Origin of the sequence: Photobacterium damselae subsp. damselae, from assembly GCF_038086725.1 — a bacterium.
Lineage (GTDB): Bacteria > Pseudomonadota > Gammaproteobacteria > Enterobacterales > Vibrionaceae > Photobacterium > Photobacterium damselae.
In genome coordinates this window covers 671,588-689,391 of the sequence record NZ_CP146971.1, presented here as the reverse complement: position 1 = coordinate 689,391, position 17,804 = coordinate 671,588, and the positions used below count along the sequence as shown (strand labels likewise).

Annotated in this window: 12 protein-coding genes; 8 read left to right on the top strand and 4 right to left on the bottom strand. The window is 39.9% G+C overall.

Features of this window, described 5'->3' with window-relative positions; genetic code table 11:
- The first annotated feature begins 14 nt into the window (after window positions 1–14).
- From WAX86_RS17825 to poxB, 4 genes are all read left to right on the top strand, one after another.
- The gene (locus WAX86_RS17825; protein WP_238070859.1) at window positions 15–1,361 is read left to right on the top strand and encodes a paraquat-inducible protein A; all 1,347 of its coding nucleotides are present in this window, start codon (window positions 15–17) and stop codon (window positions 1,359–1,361) included.
- A gap of 36 nt (window positions 1,362–1,397) precedes the next feature.
- On the top strand, window positions 1,398–3,041 hold the full coding sequence (gene pqiB, locus WAX86_RS17820) for an intermembrane transport protein PqiB (protein ID WP_068968646.1): 1,644 nt from the start codon (window positions 1,398–1,400) through the stop codon (window positions 3,039–3,041).
- Window positions 3,041–3,607 (top strand): membrane integrity-associated transporter subunit PqiC, encoded by a 567-nt coding sequence (locus WAX86_RS17815; protein ID WP_227000346.1) that lies wholly within the window; start codon window positions 3,041–3,043, stop codon window positions 3,605–3,607. The genes pqiB and WAX86_RS17815 overlap by 1 nt, the downstream gene beginning before the upstream one ends.
- 321 nt (window positions 3,608–3,928) lie before the next feature.
- A complete protein-coding gene (poxB, locus tag WAX86_RS17810) occupies window positions 3,929–5,647 on the top strand; it encodes a ubiquinone-dependent pyruvate dehydrogenase (RefSeq protein ID WP_341489417.1) in 1,719 nt (572 codons plus the stop codon).
- Between the two features lie 81 nt (window positions 5,648–5,728).
- Here the strand turns inward: poxB and WAX86_RS17805 are convergent, their stop codons facing one another.
- Window positions 5,729–6,892 (bottom strand): alpha-hydroxy acid oxidase, encoded by a 1,164-nt coding sequence (locus WAX86_RS17805; RefSeq protein ID WP_044177918.1) that lies wholly within the window; start codon window positions 6,890–6,892, stop codon window positions 5,729–5,731.
- 365 nt (window positions 6,893–7,257) lie between these two features.
- Between WAX86_RS17805 and WAX86_RS17800 the strand changes: the two genes are divergently transcribed.
- A complete protein-coding gene (locus WAX86_RS17800) occupies window positions 7,258–7,518 on the top strand; it encodes a hypothetical protein (protein ID WP_341489416.1) in 261 nt (86 codons plus the stop codon).
- An 83-nt stretch (window positions 7,519–7,601) separates the two neighbouring features.
- On the opposite strand, the gene WAX86_RS17795 is transcribed toward WAX86_RS17800, so the two are convergent.
- Entirely contained in the window at window positions 7,602–8,585 is a 984-nt protein-coding gene (locus WAX86_RS17795; protein ID WP_005305527.1) for a GlxA family transcriptional regulator, read from the bottom strand.
- A gap of 158 nt (window positions 8,586–8,743) precedes the next feature.
- Between WAX86_RS17795 and WAX86_RS17790 the strand changes: the two genes are divergently transcribed.
- Complete coding sequence (locus WAX86_RS17790; RefSeq protein ID WP_341489415.1) at window positions 8,744–10,600, top strand: beta-ketoacyl synthase; 1,857 nt, start codon at window positions 8,744–8,746, stop codon at window positions 10,598–10,600.
- 135 nt (window positions 10,601–10,735) lie between these two features.
- On the opposite strand, the gene WAX86_RS17785 is transcribed toward WAX86_RS17790, so the two are convergent.
- Entirely contained in the window at window positions 10,736–12,028 is a 1,293-nt protein-coding gene (locus WAX86_RS17785) for a DEAD/DEAH box helicase (RefSeq protein WP_005305522.1), read from the bottom strand.
- A gap of 333 nt (window positions 12,029–12,361) precedes the next feature.
- Here WAX86_RS17785 and WAX86_RS17780 point away from each other — a divergent pair, with 333 nt between their 5' ends.
- Complete coding sequence (locus WAX86_RS17780; protein WP_036765767.1) at window positions 12,362–12,787, top strand: hypothetical protein; 426 nt, start codon at window positions 12,362–12,364, stop codon at window positions 12,785–12,787.
- A gap of 71 nt (window positions 12,788–12,858) precedes the next feature.
- On the opposite strand, the gene ylqF is transcribed toward WAX86_RS17780, so the two are convergent.
- A complete protein-coding gene (gene ylqF, locus WAX86_RS17775) occupies window positions 12,859–13,812 on the bottom strand; it encodes a ribosome biogenesis GTPase YlqF (RefSeq protein ID WP_036765765.1) in 954 nt (317 codons plus the stop codon).
- Between the two features lie 500 nt (window positions 13,813–14,312).
- Between ylqF and hsdR the strand changes: the two genes are divergently transcribed.
- Entirely contained in the window at window positions 14,313–17,777 is a 3,465-nt protein-coding gene (gene hsdR, locus WAX86_RS17770; protein WP_341489414.1) for a type I restriction-modification system endonuclease, read from the top strand.
- The last annotated feature ends 27 nt before the right edge of the window (window positions 17,778–17,804 follow it).

Genomic DNA, 17,804 nt, shown 5'->3' with positions numbered 1-17,804 from the left:
AATAACTGGGGTCTATGGTGTCACTAGAGCAAACTACCGCTACAGCTGCATTTTTACCTCATGAGCTAATTGCTTGTGAAGAGTGTGGGTTAGTTGTTGATATTCCAGATATTAAAGATGGTCAAAAAGCGACATGTCCAAGATGTGGACATACATTGCTAAAGAAAATTAACAACCCATATCATAAACCTATTGCTTATGGTATTGCTTGTTTGATCATGCTGGCTCTGAGTGTGTCTTTTCCTTTTATGTCTTTTAGTGTTCAAGGAATGACTCAGGAAATTACATTGTTTAAAGCCGCTGAAATGCTACGCCATTTTGATAATGGTGTACTTTCTATATTGTTGATGGGATTTGTTTTGGTACTGCCTGCTTTTTATATCGTGGCTATTATGTACCTGAATTATCAAGCAGCGAGAGTGAATCAAGGCAATTACGATGTTAAAAATATGGCGACAATTAAGAGTTTATGCCGTGTTATTTTTAAGATTGAGCCTTGGACTATGGTCGATGTATTTCTCATTGGCGTATTAGTCAGTCTTGTTAAAATTGCAGCTTTAGCCGATGTTGGTTTAGGTAGTTCATTTTGGGCTTTCTGTGCTTACACCGTATTATTTGTTAAATGCGTTTCAATGATTGATCGTACTTGGATTTGGGATCAGTTTATCCCAATGAAGCCGATTGCTTCTGATGTTAAGCCTGGTGATGATCATACAACATTAAATCATGTCGCGTGTCATACCTGTAATCAGTTAAACCCAATGCCAACAACCAAGCATGCTAAATGTTTACGTTGTGATAGCCATCTTCATACCTATGATCCGCGAATGAATCTTCAGCGTTCATGGGCCTTCTTGCTTGCCTCTATTGTTTTTTATATTCCAGCTAATTTATATCCAATGATGTACACCGTAAGCCTTGGACAGAAAGAAGGTTCAACCATTATGGGTGGGGTAGCACTTTTATGGCATTTAGGGTCGTATCCAATTGCTGCAGTCATATTTTTTGCCAGTATATTTATACCGATGGCAAAAATGTTTGCTTTAATGTGGCTCTATTATTGCGCATCAAAGAAAGCAGATTGTAGTCAGCGAGATGCAATTCAACATTTAAAGCTTTATCGTTTAACAGAATTTATTGGGCGATGGTCAATGATCGATATTTTTGTCGTTGCAATTTTAGTAGCTCTTGTTCAGCTTCAAAATTTAATGGCAATTCTTCCCGGTCCGGCAGCTTTATCTTTTGCTGCAGTTGTCGTCTTTACTATGTTATCAGCTATGACGTTTGACCCAAGAGTGTTCTGGTCAAATACCGACCTCAAATCTTCAGCAGATGGTAAAGCATCTGCTGCAATTAACTAATTAATCGTAATGTCTAATTTTAACGAGAACCCCAATATGAGTGATAATAAGCCAACTCAGGCTGAGGTGAAGAACCTAAAGCAGGTTTCTGCCATTTGGATTATTCCAATTGTTGCCTTAGCCATTGGTATTTGGATGCTGGCACAATATATTACCAGTAAAGGCCCTGAGATAACGTTAAGAATGCCTACGGCTGAAGGTATTGAAGTTGGCAAAACTCAGATTAAGTCTTTAAATGTTAAAGTTGGTGTCGTAACTAATATTAAATTAAGTGATGATTACAGTTATATCACGGTAACTGCTCGTATGAACAAAGATGCTGAGCGTATGCTTCGTGATGATACATTGTTCTGGGTCGTAAAACCTCGTATTGGTAAAGAAGGTATTTCGGGACTAGATACTTTGTTATCTGGCTCTTATATTGAGCTACAGCCTGGTAAGTCTGATATTAAAAAGTACAACTTTAAAGTATTAGATGTGCCACCAATTGCTCCGCCTGATGCAAAAGGACTGCGTGTCGTATTAACTAATAAAGAAGCAGGTAAATTGAGTGTTGGTGATCCTGTACTTTATGAAGGTTTTACGGTTGGACGTGTTGAACAGGTATCGTTTAATACTAAAACTAAGTTAGCAAACTATCATCTATTTATTTTCCAGCCTTATGATAGCCTAATTCAGACAACAACAAAGTTCTGGTTAGCCTCCGGCGTTGACTTCCAAATGAGTGCGTCTGGTATTAATGTAAAAATTGGTTCATTAGAATCACTAATTACTGGTGGTGTAAGTTTTGGTCTTCCTGATGGCGTAAGTTCTGGTGAGAAAGTAACAACACAAAATGAAAAATATCGTCTATACGACAATATGAAGCAAGTAACTGAAGGTATGTACGATCAGTATTTGCCTTATGTCATGCTATTTAAAGAGTCTATTCGAGGTCTTCAGCCTGGTGCTCCTGTTGAATATCGCGGTGTTCGTATTGGTACAGTTGAAAAAGTTCCATTTAAACTGCCTACCAATAAGCACGGTTTCTCCAATAAGATGATTCCAATCTTAGTGCATATTGAATTAGGTAGAATTACACAGCTTGGTGGTCATGAAACTCTTGAAGGGCTAAAAGCCGACTTACAAAAAGAGTTTAAGACAGGTTTACGAGCAACATTAAAAACCGGTAGCTTAATTACAGGTGCGCTGTTTATTGATCTTAATGTTGATCCTGATGAGAAAGCACCAAAGCTTCAATCGTTTGATGGCTATGATATCTTCCCAACTAAAGCGGGTGGATTTGCCGAAGTTCAGAAACAAGTAACTGACCTGTTGAAGAAATTGAATAACTTACCGGTTGAAAAAACAGTGAATTCTTTGAACAGCACTCTAGCTGCAACTGAAAAAACATTGCAGTCTGCAGAACGTGTTACCGCAGATCTTGATCGTTTACTAAAACAAAAAGATACGCAGCAGCTACCGGCAGATATTCGACAGAGTTTAAAAGAGATTCAGCACACATTAAACAGCTATGGACCAAATGGTGCTCCATATCAAAATCTTGAAGGGGCATTAAACCAGTTCCAAGATGTGATGCAAGAACTTCAACCTGTACTAAAACAAATCAATAAAAAGCCAAACTCATTGATTTTTGGTGGTGATAAAACGGCAGATCCAATTCCTGCTGGAGGTAAATAATGATGAAAAAATGGTTAGCAGTCGCAGCGTTATTTTTAGCAGGGTGTAGCAGTGCACCAGAAACCAATACGTATTTACTTCCTGCAGCACCGCAAACAACGATGAGCCATGTTAATGTGAGTAAACCTATGCTGGTGGTAAGACCGGTTGAGATGGCATCTCATCTTAATGGTTCTGGATTGGTTTATCAGGTATCAGATACCAAGGTTGTGGAAGCACAAAATAACTTATGGGCCGAAGCAATCAATAAGCAGTTAACTCGTCGTATTACTGATGATCTACGAAACAAACAAAACAAGTTTTGGCCAACTCAGTTAACACCAACACTTGATATTGCAGGCGCGACACGCTTACAAGTTCGTATCGATCAGTTTAATGGTACTTATAATGGTATTGCTGATGTTGCCGGAGAATGGATAGTGATGAATGCTAATGGTGAACTAGAAAGTGTTCATCCATTTAAATTTAAAGTGCCATTAGCCGAACCTGGTTATAATGCTCAGGTGCTAGCGTTATCAAAAGGTGTTGATGAGTTAACATCACAAATAGCGCAGCAGATTAAGTAATACGTTATTGTTTAAGCAAAAGGAGCCTCAGTTAGGCTCCTTTTTTTATCTGTATTATTGAAAGCTTAATACAACATATTGTTATCGTTAATATGAATATCTTTCATTGGCAATATCCTTAAAACGCCACCAATAAAGTATAAAATCTATTTTCTATATGTTATGTATATAACAAAAGAAATACTATTTTATTAATCTATACCTTTGTGATTTGGGGGGGTGAGATTTAGTTAGAATAGTTTGTTTTACTACAAGGTAACGATTTGAAGCGTAAGAAGCGCTAGATGAAAAAATCGAGTATATGCTGATAAGGGAAGTAAAATGAAGATAGCTCAATATATGGTGAAGTTGCTCAGTGAGGCCGGCGTTAAGCGTATTTGGGGTGTCACTGGTGATTCATTAAATGGGATCAGTGATAGTTTACGAGCCGAGGGTTCGATTGAGTGGATTGGTACCCGCCATGAAGAAGTTGCTGCATTTGCTGCTGGCGCAGAAGCTGAATTAACAGGTGAATTGGCGGTTTGTGCCGGTTCTTGTGGGCCAGGTAATATGCATCTTATTAATGGACTATATAACTGCTACCGCAATAAAGTGCCAGTACTTGCAATCGCTTCAGATATTCCATCTTCAGAAATTGGTACTCACTATTTTCAAGAAACTGATCCTACTCGACTGTTTAAAGAGTGTAGCGTTTTCTGCGAAAAATTAACGACTCCTGAGCAGATGCCTCAACTTATGGAAACTGCGATGCGCCAAGCTATTTTAAAGCGGGGTGTGAGTGTTATTGTGGTCCCAGGGGATGTGGCATTACTCGACATGCCGAAAAACACCGCAATAAAATGGCAGCGTCCAACCTTACCGCTAACAATGCCGATAATCTCTGATCTTAATCAGTGTGCTGAAATACTAAATCAGTCAGTAAAAACGGTATTATTTTGCGGGGCCGGAACAAAAAATTCTCATAAACAAGTCATCGAGCTTGCCGAAAAACTAAAAGCGCCAATTGTACATGCGCTACGAGGCAAAGAGCATATTGAATATGATAACCCTTTTGATGTCGGTATGACGGGATTAATCGGTTTTTCATCTGGTTATCATGCGATGGAAAACGCAGATGTTGTTATTTTAGTTGGTACAAGTTTTCCATTTAGACCTTTTTATCCTAAAGGGGCTAAAATCGTTCAGATTGATAATGATTCTAGTGCGATTGGGCGACATACCCAGATTGATTTAGGTATTGTGGCAGATGTTCAACCGACCTTATCGGCATTGTTACCATTATTAGATGAAAATCATAATACTGAGTTTCTTAATAAATGTGTTGAACACTATCAAAAGACACGAAAGGAGCTTGATAATCTGGCTGAAGTTAAACCTAAGAGTGCCTTAATTCACCCACAAACACTATCAAAAGTCATCAGTGAAAAAGCACATCAAGATGCTGTATTTACTTGTGATGTTGGTACGCCAACACTGTGGGCTGCCCGTTATCTGAAAATGAATGGTCATCGTCGCTTACTGGGATCTTTTAATCATGGTTCGATGGCGAATGCAATGGCTCAAGCTATTGGTGCTCAAGCTGTAGATAAGGACCGCCAAGTTATCGCTATGTGTGGTGATGGTGGATTCTCAATGCTTATGGGTGATTTGTTAACGTTAGCGCCTTATCAATTACCGGTAAAAATTGTGATTCTTAATAACAATTCTCTTGGTTTTGTTGATATGGAAATGAAAGCGGCGGGTTTTGTTTCTAATGCGACAGATCTCCATAACCCAAGTTTCGCAGCTATCGCTAATGCTTGTGGTATTAAAGGTATTAAGGTTTCAGAACCTAAGAAGCTAAATGAAGCCGTTGATGAACTCTTAGCTCACCAAGGTCCTGCGTTACTTGAAGTGATTACTGATAAACATGAGCTTAGCATGCCTCCTAAAATTCAGTTAGCTCAAGAAAAAGGCTTTGCTATTTATATGCTGAAAGCGTTATTTAATGGCTATGGCGATGAGCTGGTAGAAGTGGCTAAGACGAATTTATTGCGGTAAACATTAGAAGATACGGACTAATAAGAAAGCTGGATAACATGAATTATCCAGCTTTTTATAGTATTAATAGGTGTTTTATCGTTACCAGAGGTTCTTAATCTCTGCTAAGTGGTTTGGTAGATCTTGAGGCTTCTCACAGCATACTTGTTCCATGACTTGTTGAAGCTGTTTTTTCAACATATTCATCGCATGGTAGCCACCGTTATGACCTAAAGCTCCTACGCTATACATAAAACTACGGCCTAAGAAGGTGAAATCCATTCCTGCAGCCATAGTACAGGCAATATCTGAGCCTTCTCTAATACCACTATCCATCATAATGGTCGTTTTACCTTTGCAAGCATTAAGTATTTCAATACCCTTATTAATGGTTGAAGGACCAGCATCAAGCTGACGTCCCCCATGGTTAGATACGATAATGCCATCAAGTCCTAAGTGAATTGCTTTTTCTGCATCCTCAACAGTGGATAGCCCTTTTAGAACTAGATTACCGTCCCATTTATCTCGTAGTTTTTGTACTTTTTCTTCACTTAAGCGTCCATTAAATGTTTTATCCATAAATAATGCTAAGTGATGCATATTCATGGAACCTGGCATGTATTTAGTTAGCGTCCTAAATTCAGGCTTACCTTTTATCAATGTTTCTAAAGCCCACTCCGGTGAGGCCATAATTTGTAACATATTTGGAATGGTCATCTTAGGAGGCATTGCCAGACCATTTTTAATTTCTTTTGGACGATAGGCGAATGTTGGAACATCAGATAAAAGAACTAAGGTTTTGACTCCTGCCGCTTTACAACGTGCTAGTAAGTCATCAGTAATAGCATCATCGGCAGGGTGATATAACTGGAACCACATTTTACCTTCGGTGATTTCAGCAATTGTTTCTATTGGAGCGGTTGAAACGGTACTTAAAATAAACGGAACATTGTGGTCGAAAGCGGCTTTAGCCAAAATTTCAGGCGCTTGTGGCCAAATTAGCCCTTGTAAACCAACAGGACTCACACCAAATGGTGCATCATAAGTTTCACCAAAAAGCTCAGTTTTTAATGATATTTCCTGATAATCACGTAGATAGTAAGGGATAAGTTCTAATTTTCGAATGTCATCGGTATTACGTTTTAAGCCAATTTCGTTGTTACAACCACCATCAACATACTCAAAAGCAAATTTAGGTAAGCGACATTTTGCTTTTTTTCGGAGTAGATCGATAGAAGGATAGTTAGTGTTAAAATAGTCCTTCATTGTATAACCTTACATTTTATTATTGTTAATAGGTATTATTATCACTTGGTTGCGCTTAAGTAAATGCAAAATATTTGTATGTGATGATGAAAAATTAAGTAATAAATTTGTCATTTTTTAGGAGTGACAGGCGCTGTCTAGGCTATTTATTAATCGTATAGAAAAAGTTTAAGAGTTAATTTTGCATTCATGGTAGGTTCATTTTTCAGCCGCTATGATACATTCAAGCTTGAAAAAGATGGATAGGAACCCCATCTATGAGTTATAAGAGAAAGAGATAACGAGAGCTGTTCGATGGAGAATGAGGCGTAGCAAGTTGGTTGATACGGTTAATCCTCATCACAGAATAGACAAGAGGGCTCAAAATGAGAAATCTTATTGCTGGTTTTATTGCCGTTGTTATTGGTATGTTTACCCTATTTTTCGCAGCGATTATGGGGCTATTCGTAAGTGTTGCTGCATTGATTACTAAGCCATTCTTAAAGCGTAAATTGGCTTACGCAGATTATGCATATCAAGAGCAAGGTTTTACCGATTCACGTTTTGGTGATGCTCGACAAGAAAAAACAAATGCATCATCAAATGTTATTGACGGTGAGTTTGAAGATATTACAGACCGTAAATAACCTGCTATCGATGTAGTCTGATCGAATATAGAATTATTAACGCCAGCTTGAAAATATGTTTCGAGCTGGCGTTTTCGTATGTTCTAACCACTAACATTATAAATTTTAGCTTTAACCATATTTCGATATTGGCTCGGTGTGACCTTAAATACTTGCTTAAATCGTGTCGAAAAATGGTATGCGTCTTGATAGCCCACATGTTCGGCCACATCCTGTATTGATAACCCAAAATCACGCAACAATTGTTGAGCTGTATCCATTCTTATCCCCTGTAAGTACTGATGCGGGGTTTGCCCAACTTGATCTTTAAAACGGCGATTAAATGTACGTAGGGGAAGCCTACATGCATTGGCGATATCTGTAGCTGTTATTGATTCAGATAAATGACGTTTCATCCACTCTTGCGCTAAAGCGATCGATTCATCAAATTGAGCTTGCCCCCCAATTTGATAGAAGGGCTGTTGACCAGACTTACTGATTTCGTGACCGTAGTGAGTTTCGATTGTCGTCGCAATTTTTTGGCCATAATATTTTTCAATAATATATAGGATCATTTCAGTTTGAGAGTTAATTGATCCTGTGCAATACAAGCCATTTGCTGCCGTAATAGAGGCTTGACGATTTAATTTAATTTTTGGATATCGTTGACTGAATTTATCATAAAAATACCAGTGGGTTGTGGCGACTTGATCGTTTAATAATCCAGTTTCTGCCAGCCACACAACAGACGTTCCTGTCGCCATTAATTGGCTACCATTTTGATATTGTTTGATTAACCACTCCGTTAATCCTGGAGTATTGTGAATCGCAGACAACGGATTGCCCCACATAGGCGGTAAGATCACAAGATCAAATTGTTCTTCATCATTAAAGGTAACATCCGGCTCAATTCTGATCCCTGCTGTTAATTTAGGTGAAGTTAAGGTTGGTGCGACTATTTTCAAACTAAAAGGGGACTCTTTCTGTAAACGCCTTTCCCGCAACGTCGATGCGCTAGAGAGCATTTCAGCAGCCAGAGATATACCTGTAATGAGTGCTCGATGATAAAGCACAAAACCGACTCGCATTGTTCTATCTCACTTTATAAATTGATGATTAGATATTCAATCACATTTAAGTGGCATTATTTTCAGTGTTTTTGGCATAAATTCAAGGTGTGTTGAGCAATAAACTTGTTATTCTGATATTAGAACAGTGTATTGAAAGATTTTTCAGGAAGTGATGTATGGCAAAGTTACCGTTAATCGTTGGATTTGGCGGCATTAATGCGGCGGGTCGTAGTTCTGGGTTTCACAGCTATAAACGAATGTTAGCAGATGTGTTACCCCAAGAGACTATGGCATCAACATGGCAAGATCTTGCGATTCGTATGGGACTGAGCGATACCGGTTGTGATGTTTCAGATGAAATTATTGCTGCGATTAAAGCGGGTACTTTGGTTCGTCGAATCGATTCATTCGATCCCGATGCATTGCTATATCAATATAAAGCGAATTTAGAAACAGAATCTGAAGCAATTACTTTTACTCTGCGCAAATCAAAATTACCGACTCAAATCCCAGATAACTGGCTGGTTGAGGAGCAAGGTAGCAAAGTAAAGATTACCGTAACGGGCAGTATTGATGCATTACTTGAAGATCGCGTAACTTTCCCTGTATCGAGTGGTGGTAATATTCCGACAGGTTTTGATCCTGGCAAATTATATAACTCACGTTTTCACCCTCGTGGTTTGAAGCTGACCGTATATGGCGCTTCAGATGCTTTAAACTCACTAGGGTTTGAATGGAATCAAGTGCTAGAACACGTTAAACCTGATGAAATTTCGGTATATGCAGGTAGTGGTTTAGCGCAAGTTGATGATCAGTCTTTAGCGGGTATGATTGCCGCGCATTTAACCGGTGGACGAGTTAGCTCAAAAATGATGGCTTTGTCTCTTGCTGAAATGCCTGCTGACTTTATTAATGGTTATGTGATTAATAGTGTTGGTACTACGGGCACAAATATGGGTGCCTGTGCCACTTTCCTATACAACCTTCGTCAGGGTATGTACGACATTCAACACGGTAAATCAAAAGTCGTTATTGTGGGTAATGCCGAAGCACCTGTTGCGCCTGAAGTTATGGAAGGTTTCCGTGTTATGGGCGCTTTAGCCGAGGATGAACAGCTAAAAGCACTTGATAACAGTGATTGTGTTGATAACAGTCGTGCTTGTCGTCCGTTTTCGACTAATGCTGGATTTACCATGGCTGAAGCATCACAGTTTGTGGTGTTAATGGATGATGAATTAGCACTAGAGTTAGGGGCTAATATTTACGGTTCTGTTGCTGATGTATTTGTTAACGCTGATGCCAATAAGAAATCTATTTCGGCACCTGGTGTAGGCAACTATGTAACGGTGGCTAAAGCCGCAGCACTTGCTAAAGCCATTTTGGGCGCAGAAGGCGTTAAGCAAACCTATGTGCAATCTCATGGTACGGGTACGCCACAGAACCGTGTAACCGAAAGCCATATTTTAAATGAAGTGGCGAAAACTTTTGCGATAGATAAATGGCCTGTAGCGGCGATCAAGTCTTATGTGGGCCATTCAATGAGCGCAGCGGCAGGGGATCAGCTTATCGCATCTTTAGGCGTGTGGCAGTATGGTTGGATTCCTGGTATTACTACGATCGATCATATTGCAGATGATGTTCATCAATCCAATCTTGAGATTTTAACTTCGCATAAATTTGCAGGAGAGCAGGGCGAAGCATATAAGGCTGTTGTCTTAAATGCCAAAGGTTTTGGTGGTAATAACGCAACTGGTCTGGTGCTCTCTCCTCAGCAAACTCTTGAGATGTTAACGGTTAAATACGGTCAAGAATGTATCGACTCTTATAAAACAAAAAATACGCCAGTTGCTCAAATTGCAAAGCAAAACGATCTTGCAGCATGCCAAGGCCAAGAAACGATTCGCTACGATTTTGGCTCAGAAGTTATGGACGGCGATTCTGTTGAAATGGATCAGCAAAGCTTAAAATTATCTGCTTTTGCACAAGCGATTGATCTACCAACAGTAAACCCATTTGCTGAGTACAGTAAATAAGAGATTTATTGAGTTGCGAGATAGCGTGAGTTGGTAAATATTAGTTTAATATAGAGCTTATTGAGTATAAAAATGCCGCTACTTATAGAAAAGTTAGCGGCATTTTTTTATTTAAATGAATTTAGAAGTCGTTTATTACTTAATAGAACCTAATTTCGCTTTGTTTTGAATCGCTTTACGAAGACGAGCACGACGTTCTGCCGATGATTTATCTTCATTTGGATTATTCGTACGACCACGGCGATCGCGGAACGAAGCTTTAGTATTCATTTTCTCGAGTAGGGCATCACGGCTCTTTGGCTCATAACCTACTAATTGTACGCGGTGAATACGCTGACCGATCAAACGCTCTATTTGGATCAGAGTTAGCTCTTCTTCACGGCTTACAAATGATACCGCATGACCTTGCTGACCTGCACGACCGGTTCGGCCAATACGGTGAACATAGTCCTCAGCAAGAAATGGCATGTCGTAGTTCACAACATGTGGTAAACCTTGAATATCCAAACCACGAGCAGCGACTTCGGTTGCAACCATTACGCGAGCTTTGCCTTCTTTAAACTCTTTAAGAGCACGACGACGGGCGCCTTGCGCTTTATCACCATGACAAAGAACGGCTTTAATACCGTCTAGTTCAAGCTCTTCTACTAGCTGGTTTGCGGTTTCTTTGTAGTTAACAAAAACCAGTACTTGCTGCCAGTTTTTCTTACCAATTAGCTCCGATAGCATTTCACGCTTGCGTTCTTCATCAACCGGATAAACAACGTGCGCAACGGTCTCTGCAGTTGAGTTTTCAGGTGTTACAGAAATACGTTTCGGTTTGTTTAGTAGCTCTCCTGCTAACTTATTCATTTGAGATGAGAAAGTTGCAGAGAACAGCATAATTTGAGGCGTAGAGTTAACGTTACTTAAAATTGTACGGATCGCGCTAATAAAGCCCATATCCAGCATACGGTCAGCTTCATCAAATACTAAAAATTCAATGTTCGACAACAGTACATTTTGTAACTCTAAATGCTCAAGTAAACGACCTGGTGTAGCAACTAAGATATCGCAGCCTGATTCAAGCTTTTTCTCTTGAGTCGCTATTTTACGACCACCAAAAACAGCGACTGTCGTTAAGTCAGTATAACGGGTGTAGTCTTTAATATTATTAGCAATTTGCTCAACTAGCTCACGTGTCGGCGCTAAGATCAGTGCGCGAACGTTCATACGAGAGCGAGGCTGAGGGTTATCCAGCATTTTCTGAATAATTGGTAATGAAAATGCGGCTGTTTTACCAGTACCTGTTTGTGCATTCGCTAATACATCGTGACCACGACGAAGTTGAGGAATGGCTTGCTTTTGAATTGGAGTCAGCTTTTCATAGCCGATCTCTGTTAATGCTTTTACCAGCTCTTGAGAGAAGCCTTGGGCAGAAAATGACATAATGGTTTCCTAATATCTGGCCTATGTCTATTACATTCATAACCGAACCATCTTTATGATGCATATCGTTTATGGATGTAGTCGACAGGAGAATAAAAACGGTCGCACATTATAGAGGATCCTAGCTCGTTTTAACAAAGAAAGTTAAAGCTCTATAACAAGTATTTATTTACAAGGTGAATTAAGTAAGGTCTAATGATTCAAAATAATAATGAACGGTGTGCATTTTGTCTTTTTTGTAGTCAAAAAAATGTCGTTTTGTGTTTTTGTGCTTTCATTTTAAACCTTGTCTTGTAGAATCTGACAATAAATTTACATATTTTTGATGTTGTTATGAATAAAGCCTTTCTTTTTTTACTCTGCGGTTTATTACCGAGCTACGCGGTTGCGTTTAATCCAAGCCCATTTATCGATAATTTAGTTTCGTGCAAAGGGAAAGGTTATACACAGTGTATTGATAACTCTGGTAGTGAAGCGGAAGTGAGTATCAGAAAGGTTGATCTTAACAAAGATGATATCGACGAAATTATTATTGAGATCCACGGTAGCTCGGTTGAATTTGGTATGGCTGGTGGTTATGTTCAGGTGCTAAAGCGAGTGAGTCGTTACCACTATCGGATCATCAATTCATTGGCAGCGTACAGTTGTAATGTACTTGATAAAAAAACAAATGGTTATTTTGATCTTAACTTTTCAGGACCAGGCCTTAATGTTCCCTATGAATGGTACTGGAATGGAGCGACTTACGCAGCTAGATAGTAAAGTCTGACTATGAGCTAATTTGAAAAAGAGGAAGCCAATTGATGACTCCCTCCAACAACATCAAAAAATTAGCGCTTATTGCGTAGGTAACGCTTACGGCGCTCTTCTTTATTCTTTGCTTTTTCTTCGGCTTTACGTTCAGCTTCTACTGCAACGTCGATAAGCTCTTGAGTGATCATCTCAGGGCGTTCCATCGTAATCTTACCCAAAGTACCATTACGCAGCTCATTGATCAGAATTTCTGATACTTTATGAAGATCGACCCGACCGCCACCTTGTAAACAGCCTCGGTTACGACCAATCTCTTCTAATAACTCAATTTCAGAATCAGGAAGCTCATCATCTAGGTTGTAGCGTGCTTTTAGTAAGTCAGGGTAGGCTTGAGCTAAATACTCTACAGTAAAGAAAGCAACGTCGATATAATCCATTGCCGTATCTTTAACTGCGCCTGTTGCAGCCAAACGGAAGCCACTGTGCGGGTTTTCAACTTTAGGCCATAAGATTCCTGGAGTATCTGATAGCACAATACCATTTTGCAGATTAATACGTTGCTGCTGGCGAGTAACTGCTGGCTGGTTACCTGTTACCGCCACTTTACGGCCCGCTAATGTATTGATGATGGTTGATTTACCCACGTTAGGGATACCCATGATCATGGTGCGAATATTTTTGCCCATCTCTTCACGATGAGGAACAAGCTTACGACAAAGCTCCATGATTTGATGAACTTCGTTGATATTGTCTGTTGTAATCGCAATCGCTTTAACGTTTTGCTCTTGTTCTAAGTGGTCAATCCAACGTTGAGTCATTTCAGGATCGGCCAGATCTCGCTTGTTTAGCACCTTAACAACAGGCTTTTCGTTCTTTTCTCGAAATCTTTTGATCAACGGGTTTTCACTACTAAACGGAATTCGGGCATCAAGCACCTCGATGATCACATCTACTTTTGGTAGTGCTTCTTCAATCTCTTTACGCGCTTTGTGCATATGGCCCGGAAACCATTGGATAGTTTGGCTACTCATTTGATTCTTATACTCTTTATTTCTCTAGTTATTACGCTACGCGGTTCTTCTCGAATGTGAATCAGTGACTATACTCTGAATCCTGTATCTTGAAGTCATGGGGTATAACAGTAAACAACTAGGGCTTAAAATTGTTCATGAAACAGCACACTTAATCACTTTTAGTGTACGGAATGCTTTTCATCAAAGACTTGGTTGAAGTTTAACATACTTAAGGGGAGATATTGGTATTACTAAACAAAGATTCTCATTTGTAAACAGAAGCAGCCAGATACGAAGAGTTCGTAAATTTCTATGGTCTTCCAACTTAAAACAGAGTATTGAGTTTGAAAAATATCAAAAAATGACTATGTCTATAATCAACATGCTGCTTATTTGAGTGAAACTGGTCATCTGTATAGGTTTTCTTGATATTGTCGACATTTTATATGCAAAAGTATGACAATAAAGAGGAAATAGTTTAATCTCTCGAGCGAATGGTTATTGCTGTAGGATGGCTCATGTCTTCATCAAATTTCGAATTTTTACAAGGTGTTAACGACACACTGTATATTATTGCTTTATCAGCTGAACGTAACTTGCATCAAGATCCGCATACCACATTGTTTAAGGTGCGTTTACTGTCTGAAGAAATTGTTAATTACATTTCTGAGTTAGTGAAACTTGATGATGGGTTATCGACATTTGAACAGCTGAAGCAGCTTGGCAATAAGGGCTACTTAGATGAGGAGCGTCAAGCAATCTTTCATGCTTTACGTAAATACGGTAACAAAGCTGCGCATGGTTATTACAACAATGCCACCGCTGCGGGCTATGCGCTAGAAATTGCCCACAAGGCTGCAACAATTTATTATCGTGTTAAAACGGGTGATGGCAGCTTTAAACCTAATCCATATCAAGCACCTTCAGAACAGCAAAACGATAACTTGATTGAGCAATCGAATGAAGAGATTGCTCGTCTTAATGCGATTATCGACAAGCTAGAATCGCAGAAGTCACCTGAATTTGATATTAGACAAGCACAGATCGCATTTCTTGAAGCAAAAGACAATGACAGTTTAAATCAAGCTCAAGCACGTATTCGAGAGCTTGAACAGCAACTGCAGCAACAAGCCTCGCTAAACACTGAACCAGAAGACGAAGCAAAAGCATCTCAAGAACTCAAACAGCGAATTGAGTTACTAAAGCATAGCCATTTTGATCTCAACGAAGCTCAGACTCGATTTATTATTGATCAGCAACTACGTGATGCTGGTTGGGATGCGGATACCCAAGAATTAACCTTCAGTAACGGTGCTCGTCCTCATCCTAAGAAAAACCTTGCGATAGCTGAATGGCCAACGGCATCAGGTCCAGCAGACTACGTTTTATTTGTGGGTATGACACCTATTGCCGCTGTGGAAGCAAAACGTAAGCGTGTTAACGTCTCTGGGGCTATCACCCAAGCTGAGCGCTATAGCCATACTTTTTCACCTGTTGCGACAGAGTTAGAACAACTTATGGTACCAGCGTGGGAGCTGATGAAACGTGAAGGCCCTTGGCAAGGGTGCGAAGGGGAGGCATCGTATAAACTTCCTTTTGTGTTTGCGTGTAATGGTAAGCCGTTCTTAAGACAAATGCCTGAGCAGAGTGGTACATGGTTTCGAGACTGTCGTTTACCGACGAATGCTAAACGTGCTTGTGAAAGTTTTTACAGTCCAGCAGGCTTGCTTGACCTCCTAACACGAGATCATCAACAAGCTCAGCAAGAGATGGCGTTAGAGCCTTTTGAATATCTTGGCTTACGTCCATACCAAAAAAAGGCTGTAATTGCTGTAGAAGAAGCATTGCAGCAGAATAAACGTGAATGTCTGCTAGCAATGGCAACAGGTACAGGTAAAACACGTACTATTATTGGCTTACTTTATCGTTTTCTGAAAGCTGAGCGTTTTAAGCGCATTCTATTTTTAGTTGATCGCTCGTCGCTGGGGGATCAAGCAACAGAATCGTTTACCGAAACACGCTTAGAGCAAAACCAATCGCTTACCCAGATCTATGACATCAAAGAAATGGCGGATAAATTACCAGAAGCGGAAACCCGTGTGCATGTAGCAACGGTACAAGCGATGGTGAAACGCTTATTTGAAGACAAAGAGAGTGATAACACTAATGCCACCATTTTGCCTATCGATCAATACGATTGCATCATTGTGGATGAGGCACACCGTGGTTATACCCTTGACCAAGAAATGGATGAAAGCGAACTGATTGCACGTGATCCAAACCTGTATCGCTCTAGTTACCGTCGCGTATTGGATTATTTTGATGCAGTGAAAATTGGCTTAACTGCAACACCAGCAGCACACACTTCCGAAATTTTTGGTTACCCGGTTTATACCTATTCTTACCGTGAAGCAGTAGCTGAAGATTACCTGATTGATCATGAAGCACCTATCCTCTATAAAACCAAACTGAACCAAGCTGGTATCAAGTTTGAAGAAGGTGAAATGGTTGAAATGGTGGATACCTTCTCTGGTGAAGTTAACACCTTAGAACTTGAAGACGAGCTGGATTTTAACGTAGAGAATTTCAACCGTACCGTCATCAATGAAAACTTTGATCGAACTGTATGTGAAGCGTTAGCAGAAGATATCGACCCAACAGGTAAAGAAAAAACCATGATCTTCTGTGTTAACGATCAACATGCGGATCGGGTTGAACGACTGTTAGTTGAAGCGTTTCAAAAAGCCTATGATGATGTACCAGCACATGCAGTACAAAAAATCACAGGCAGCACAGATAGAGTCAAAGAAGCGATCAAAAAATATAAAAACGAAACCTATCCAAGTGTTGCGATTACCGTTGATTTGCTAACTACAGGTATAGACGTACCTGAAATTTGTAACCTTGTGTTCATGCGTCGTGTTAAGTCCCGTATTTTATACGAGCAAATGTTAGGTCGTGCGACGCGCCGTTGTGATGATATTGGTAAAACAGTCTTCCGCATTTTTGATCCAGTCGATCTCTATGCATCATTGGAGCAAGTCAACACCATGAAATCTGTGGTGAAGCGTCCAAATATTTCCATTGAGCAACTTATTGATGAGATTTCCGAACCTCGTAATCTTGAACTATCAGGGCGAGAAGAAGGCAGCAGCTTTGCACATGATTCATTGGATGAGCTAAGCCAAAAAGTGATGCGGGTAATGCGTAAAGCGCAAGCTAAAGCAGAAAAAGATCCCATCATCAAACAAGAGCTTGAAAGTATCGAGCAGGAGTGGGGCTGTCCAGCTGATCAAATTCATCAGAAATTGCATCAAGCAGGGCCTGTGAAAGCGGCTGAAATGCTTAAAGTACACAGTAACTTGGCCAAAAGAGTAGAAAGTGTTCGTTCAATGCTAGGTGGTGGTGAAAAATACGTAATTTCTAACCACGATGATGAGTTTTTAGTTCGTGAACAGAACTTCTCTGCTTACAGTAAGCCAGAAGATTACCTCACTGCTTTTGATCATTTCATCAAAGACAATATCAATAATAATGCGGCGTTGGCAGCAGTCGTCAACAAACCGAAAGAGCTTACCCGTGAGCAACTAAAAGAGATCCGTATTTTATTGGATAACCAAAACTTCAAAGAAGTGGATCTACAAAGTGCTTGGAAGAAAACCACCAACCGAGACATTGCCGCTTCTATCGTGGGTCATATTCGTCGTGCAGCATTGGGTGAAGCATTAATGCCATTTGAGCGCCGTATTGATATGGCGATGGATAGCATTTATGCCATGCATTCTTGGACGAAACCGCAACTAAAATGGCTTGAACGCATTGCCAAACAGTTGAAAAAAGAAGTGGTATTGCAAAACGAAGACATCAACCGCAGTTTTGCTCAAGCTGGTGGCAGCAAAGGGCTGGATAAACAGTTGGGTGGACAGTTAGAGCAAGTATTAATCGCGCTCAACGATCAAATTTGGCAGCAGCAAGCCACCTAATATGCTTAAAGCCTAGCCAATCACAAC

What these genes read in the sequence shown, in the direction of transcription:
- WAX86_RS17825 (WP_238070859.1), top strand. Translation starts at nt 15, where the DNA reads ATGGTGTCACTAGAGCAAACTACCGCTACAGCTGCATTTTTACCTCAT.
- pqiB (WP_068968646.1), top strand. Translation starts at nt 1,398, where the DNA reads ATGAGTGATAATAAGCCAACTCAGGCTGAGGTGAAGAACCTAAAGCAG.
- WAX86_RS17815 (WP_227000346.1), top strand. Translation starts at nt 3,041, where the DNA reads ATGATGAAAAAATGGTTAGCAGTCGCAGCGTTATTTTTAGCAGGGTGT.
- poxB (WP_341489417.1), top strand. Translation starts at nt 3,929, where the DNA reads ATGAAGATAGCTCAATATATGGTGAAGTTGCTCAGTGAGGCCGGCGTT.
- WAX86_RS17805 (WP_044177918.1), bottom strand. Translation starts at nt 6,892, where the DNA reads ATGAAGGACTATTTTAACACTAACTATCCTTCTATCGATCTACTCCGA.
- WAX86_RS17800 (WP_341489416.1), top strand. Translation starts at nt 7,258, where the DNA reads ATGAGAAATCTTATTGCTGGTTTTATTGCCGTTGTTATTGGTATGTTT.
- WAX86_RS17795 (WP_005305527.1), bottom strand. Translation starts at nt 8,585, where the DNA reads ATGCGAGTCGGTTTTGTGCTTTATCATCGAGCACTCATTACAGGTATA.
- WAX86_RS17790 (WP_341489415.1), top strand. Translation starts at nt 8,744, where the DNA reads ATGGCAAAGTTACCGTTAATCGTTGGATTTGGCGGCATTAATGCGGCG.
- WAX86_RS17785 (WP_005305522.1), bottom strand. Translation starts at nt 12,028, where the DNA reads ATGTCATTTTCTGCCCAAGGCTTCTCTCAAGAGCTGGTAAAAGCATTA.
- WAX86_RS17780 (WP_036765767.1), top strand. Translation starts at nt 12,362, where the DNA reads ATGAATAAAGCCTTTCTTTTTTTACTCTGCGGTTTATTACCGAGCTAC.
- ylqF (WP_036765765.1), bottom strand. Translation starts at nt 13,812, where the DNA reads ATGAGTAGCCAAACTATCCAATGGTTTCCGGGCCATATGCACAAAGCG.
- hsdR (WP_341489414.1), top strand. Translation starts at nt 14,313, where the DNA reads ATGTCTTCATCAAATTTCGAATTTTTACAAGGTGTTAACGACACACTG.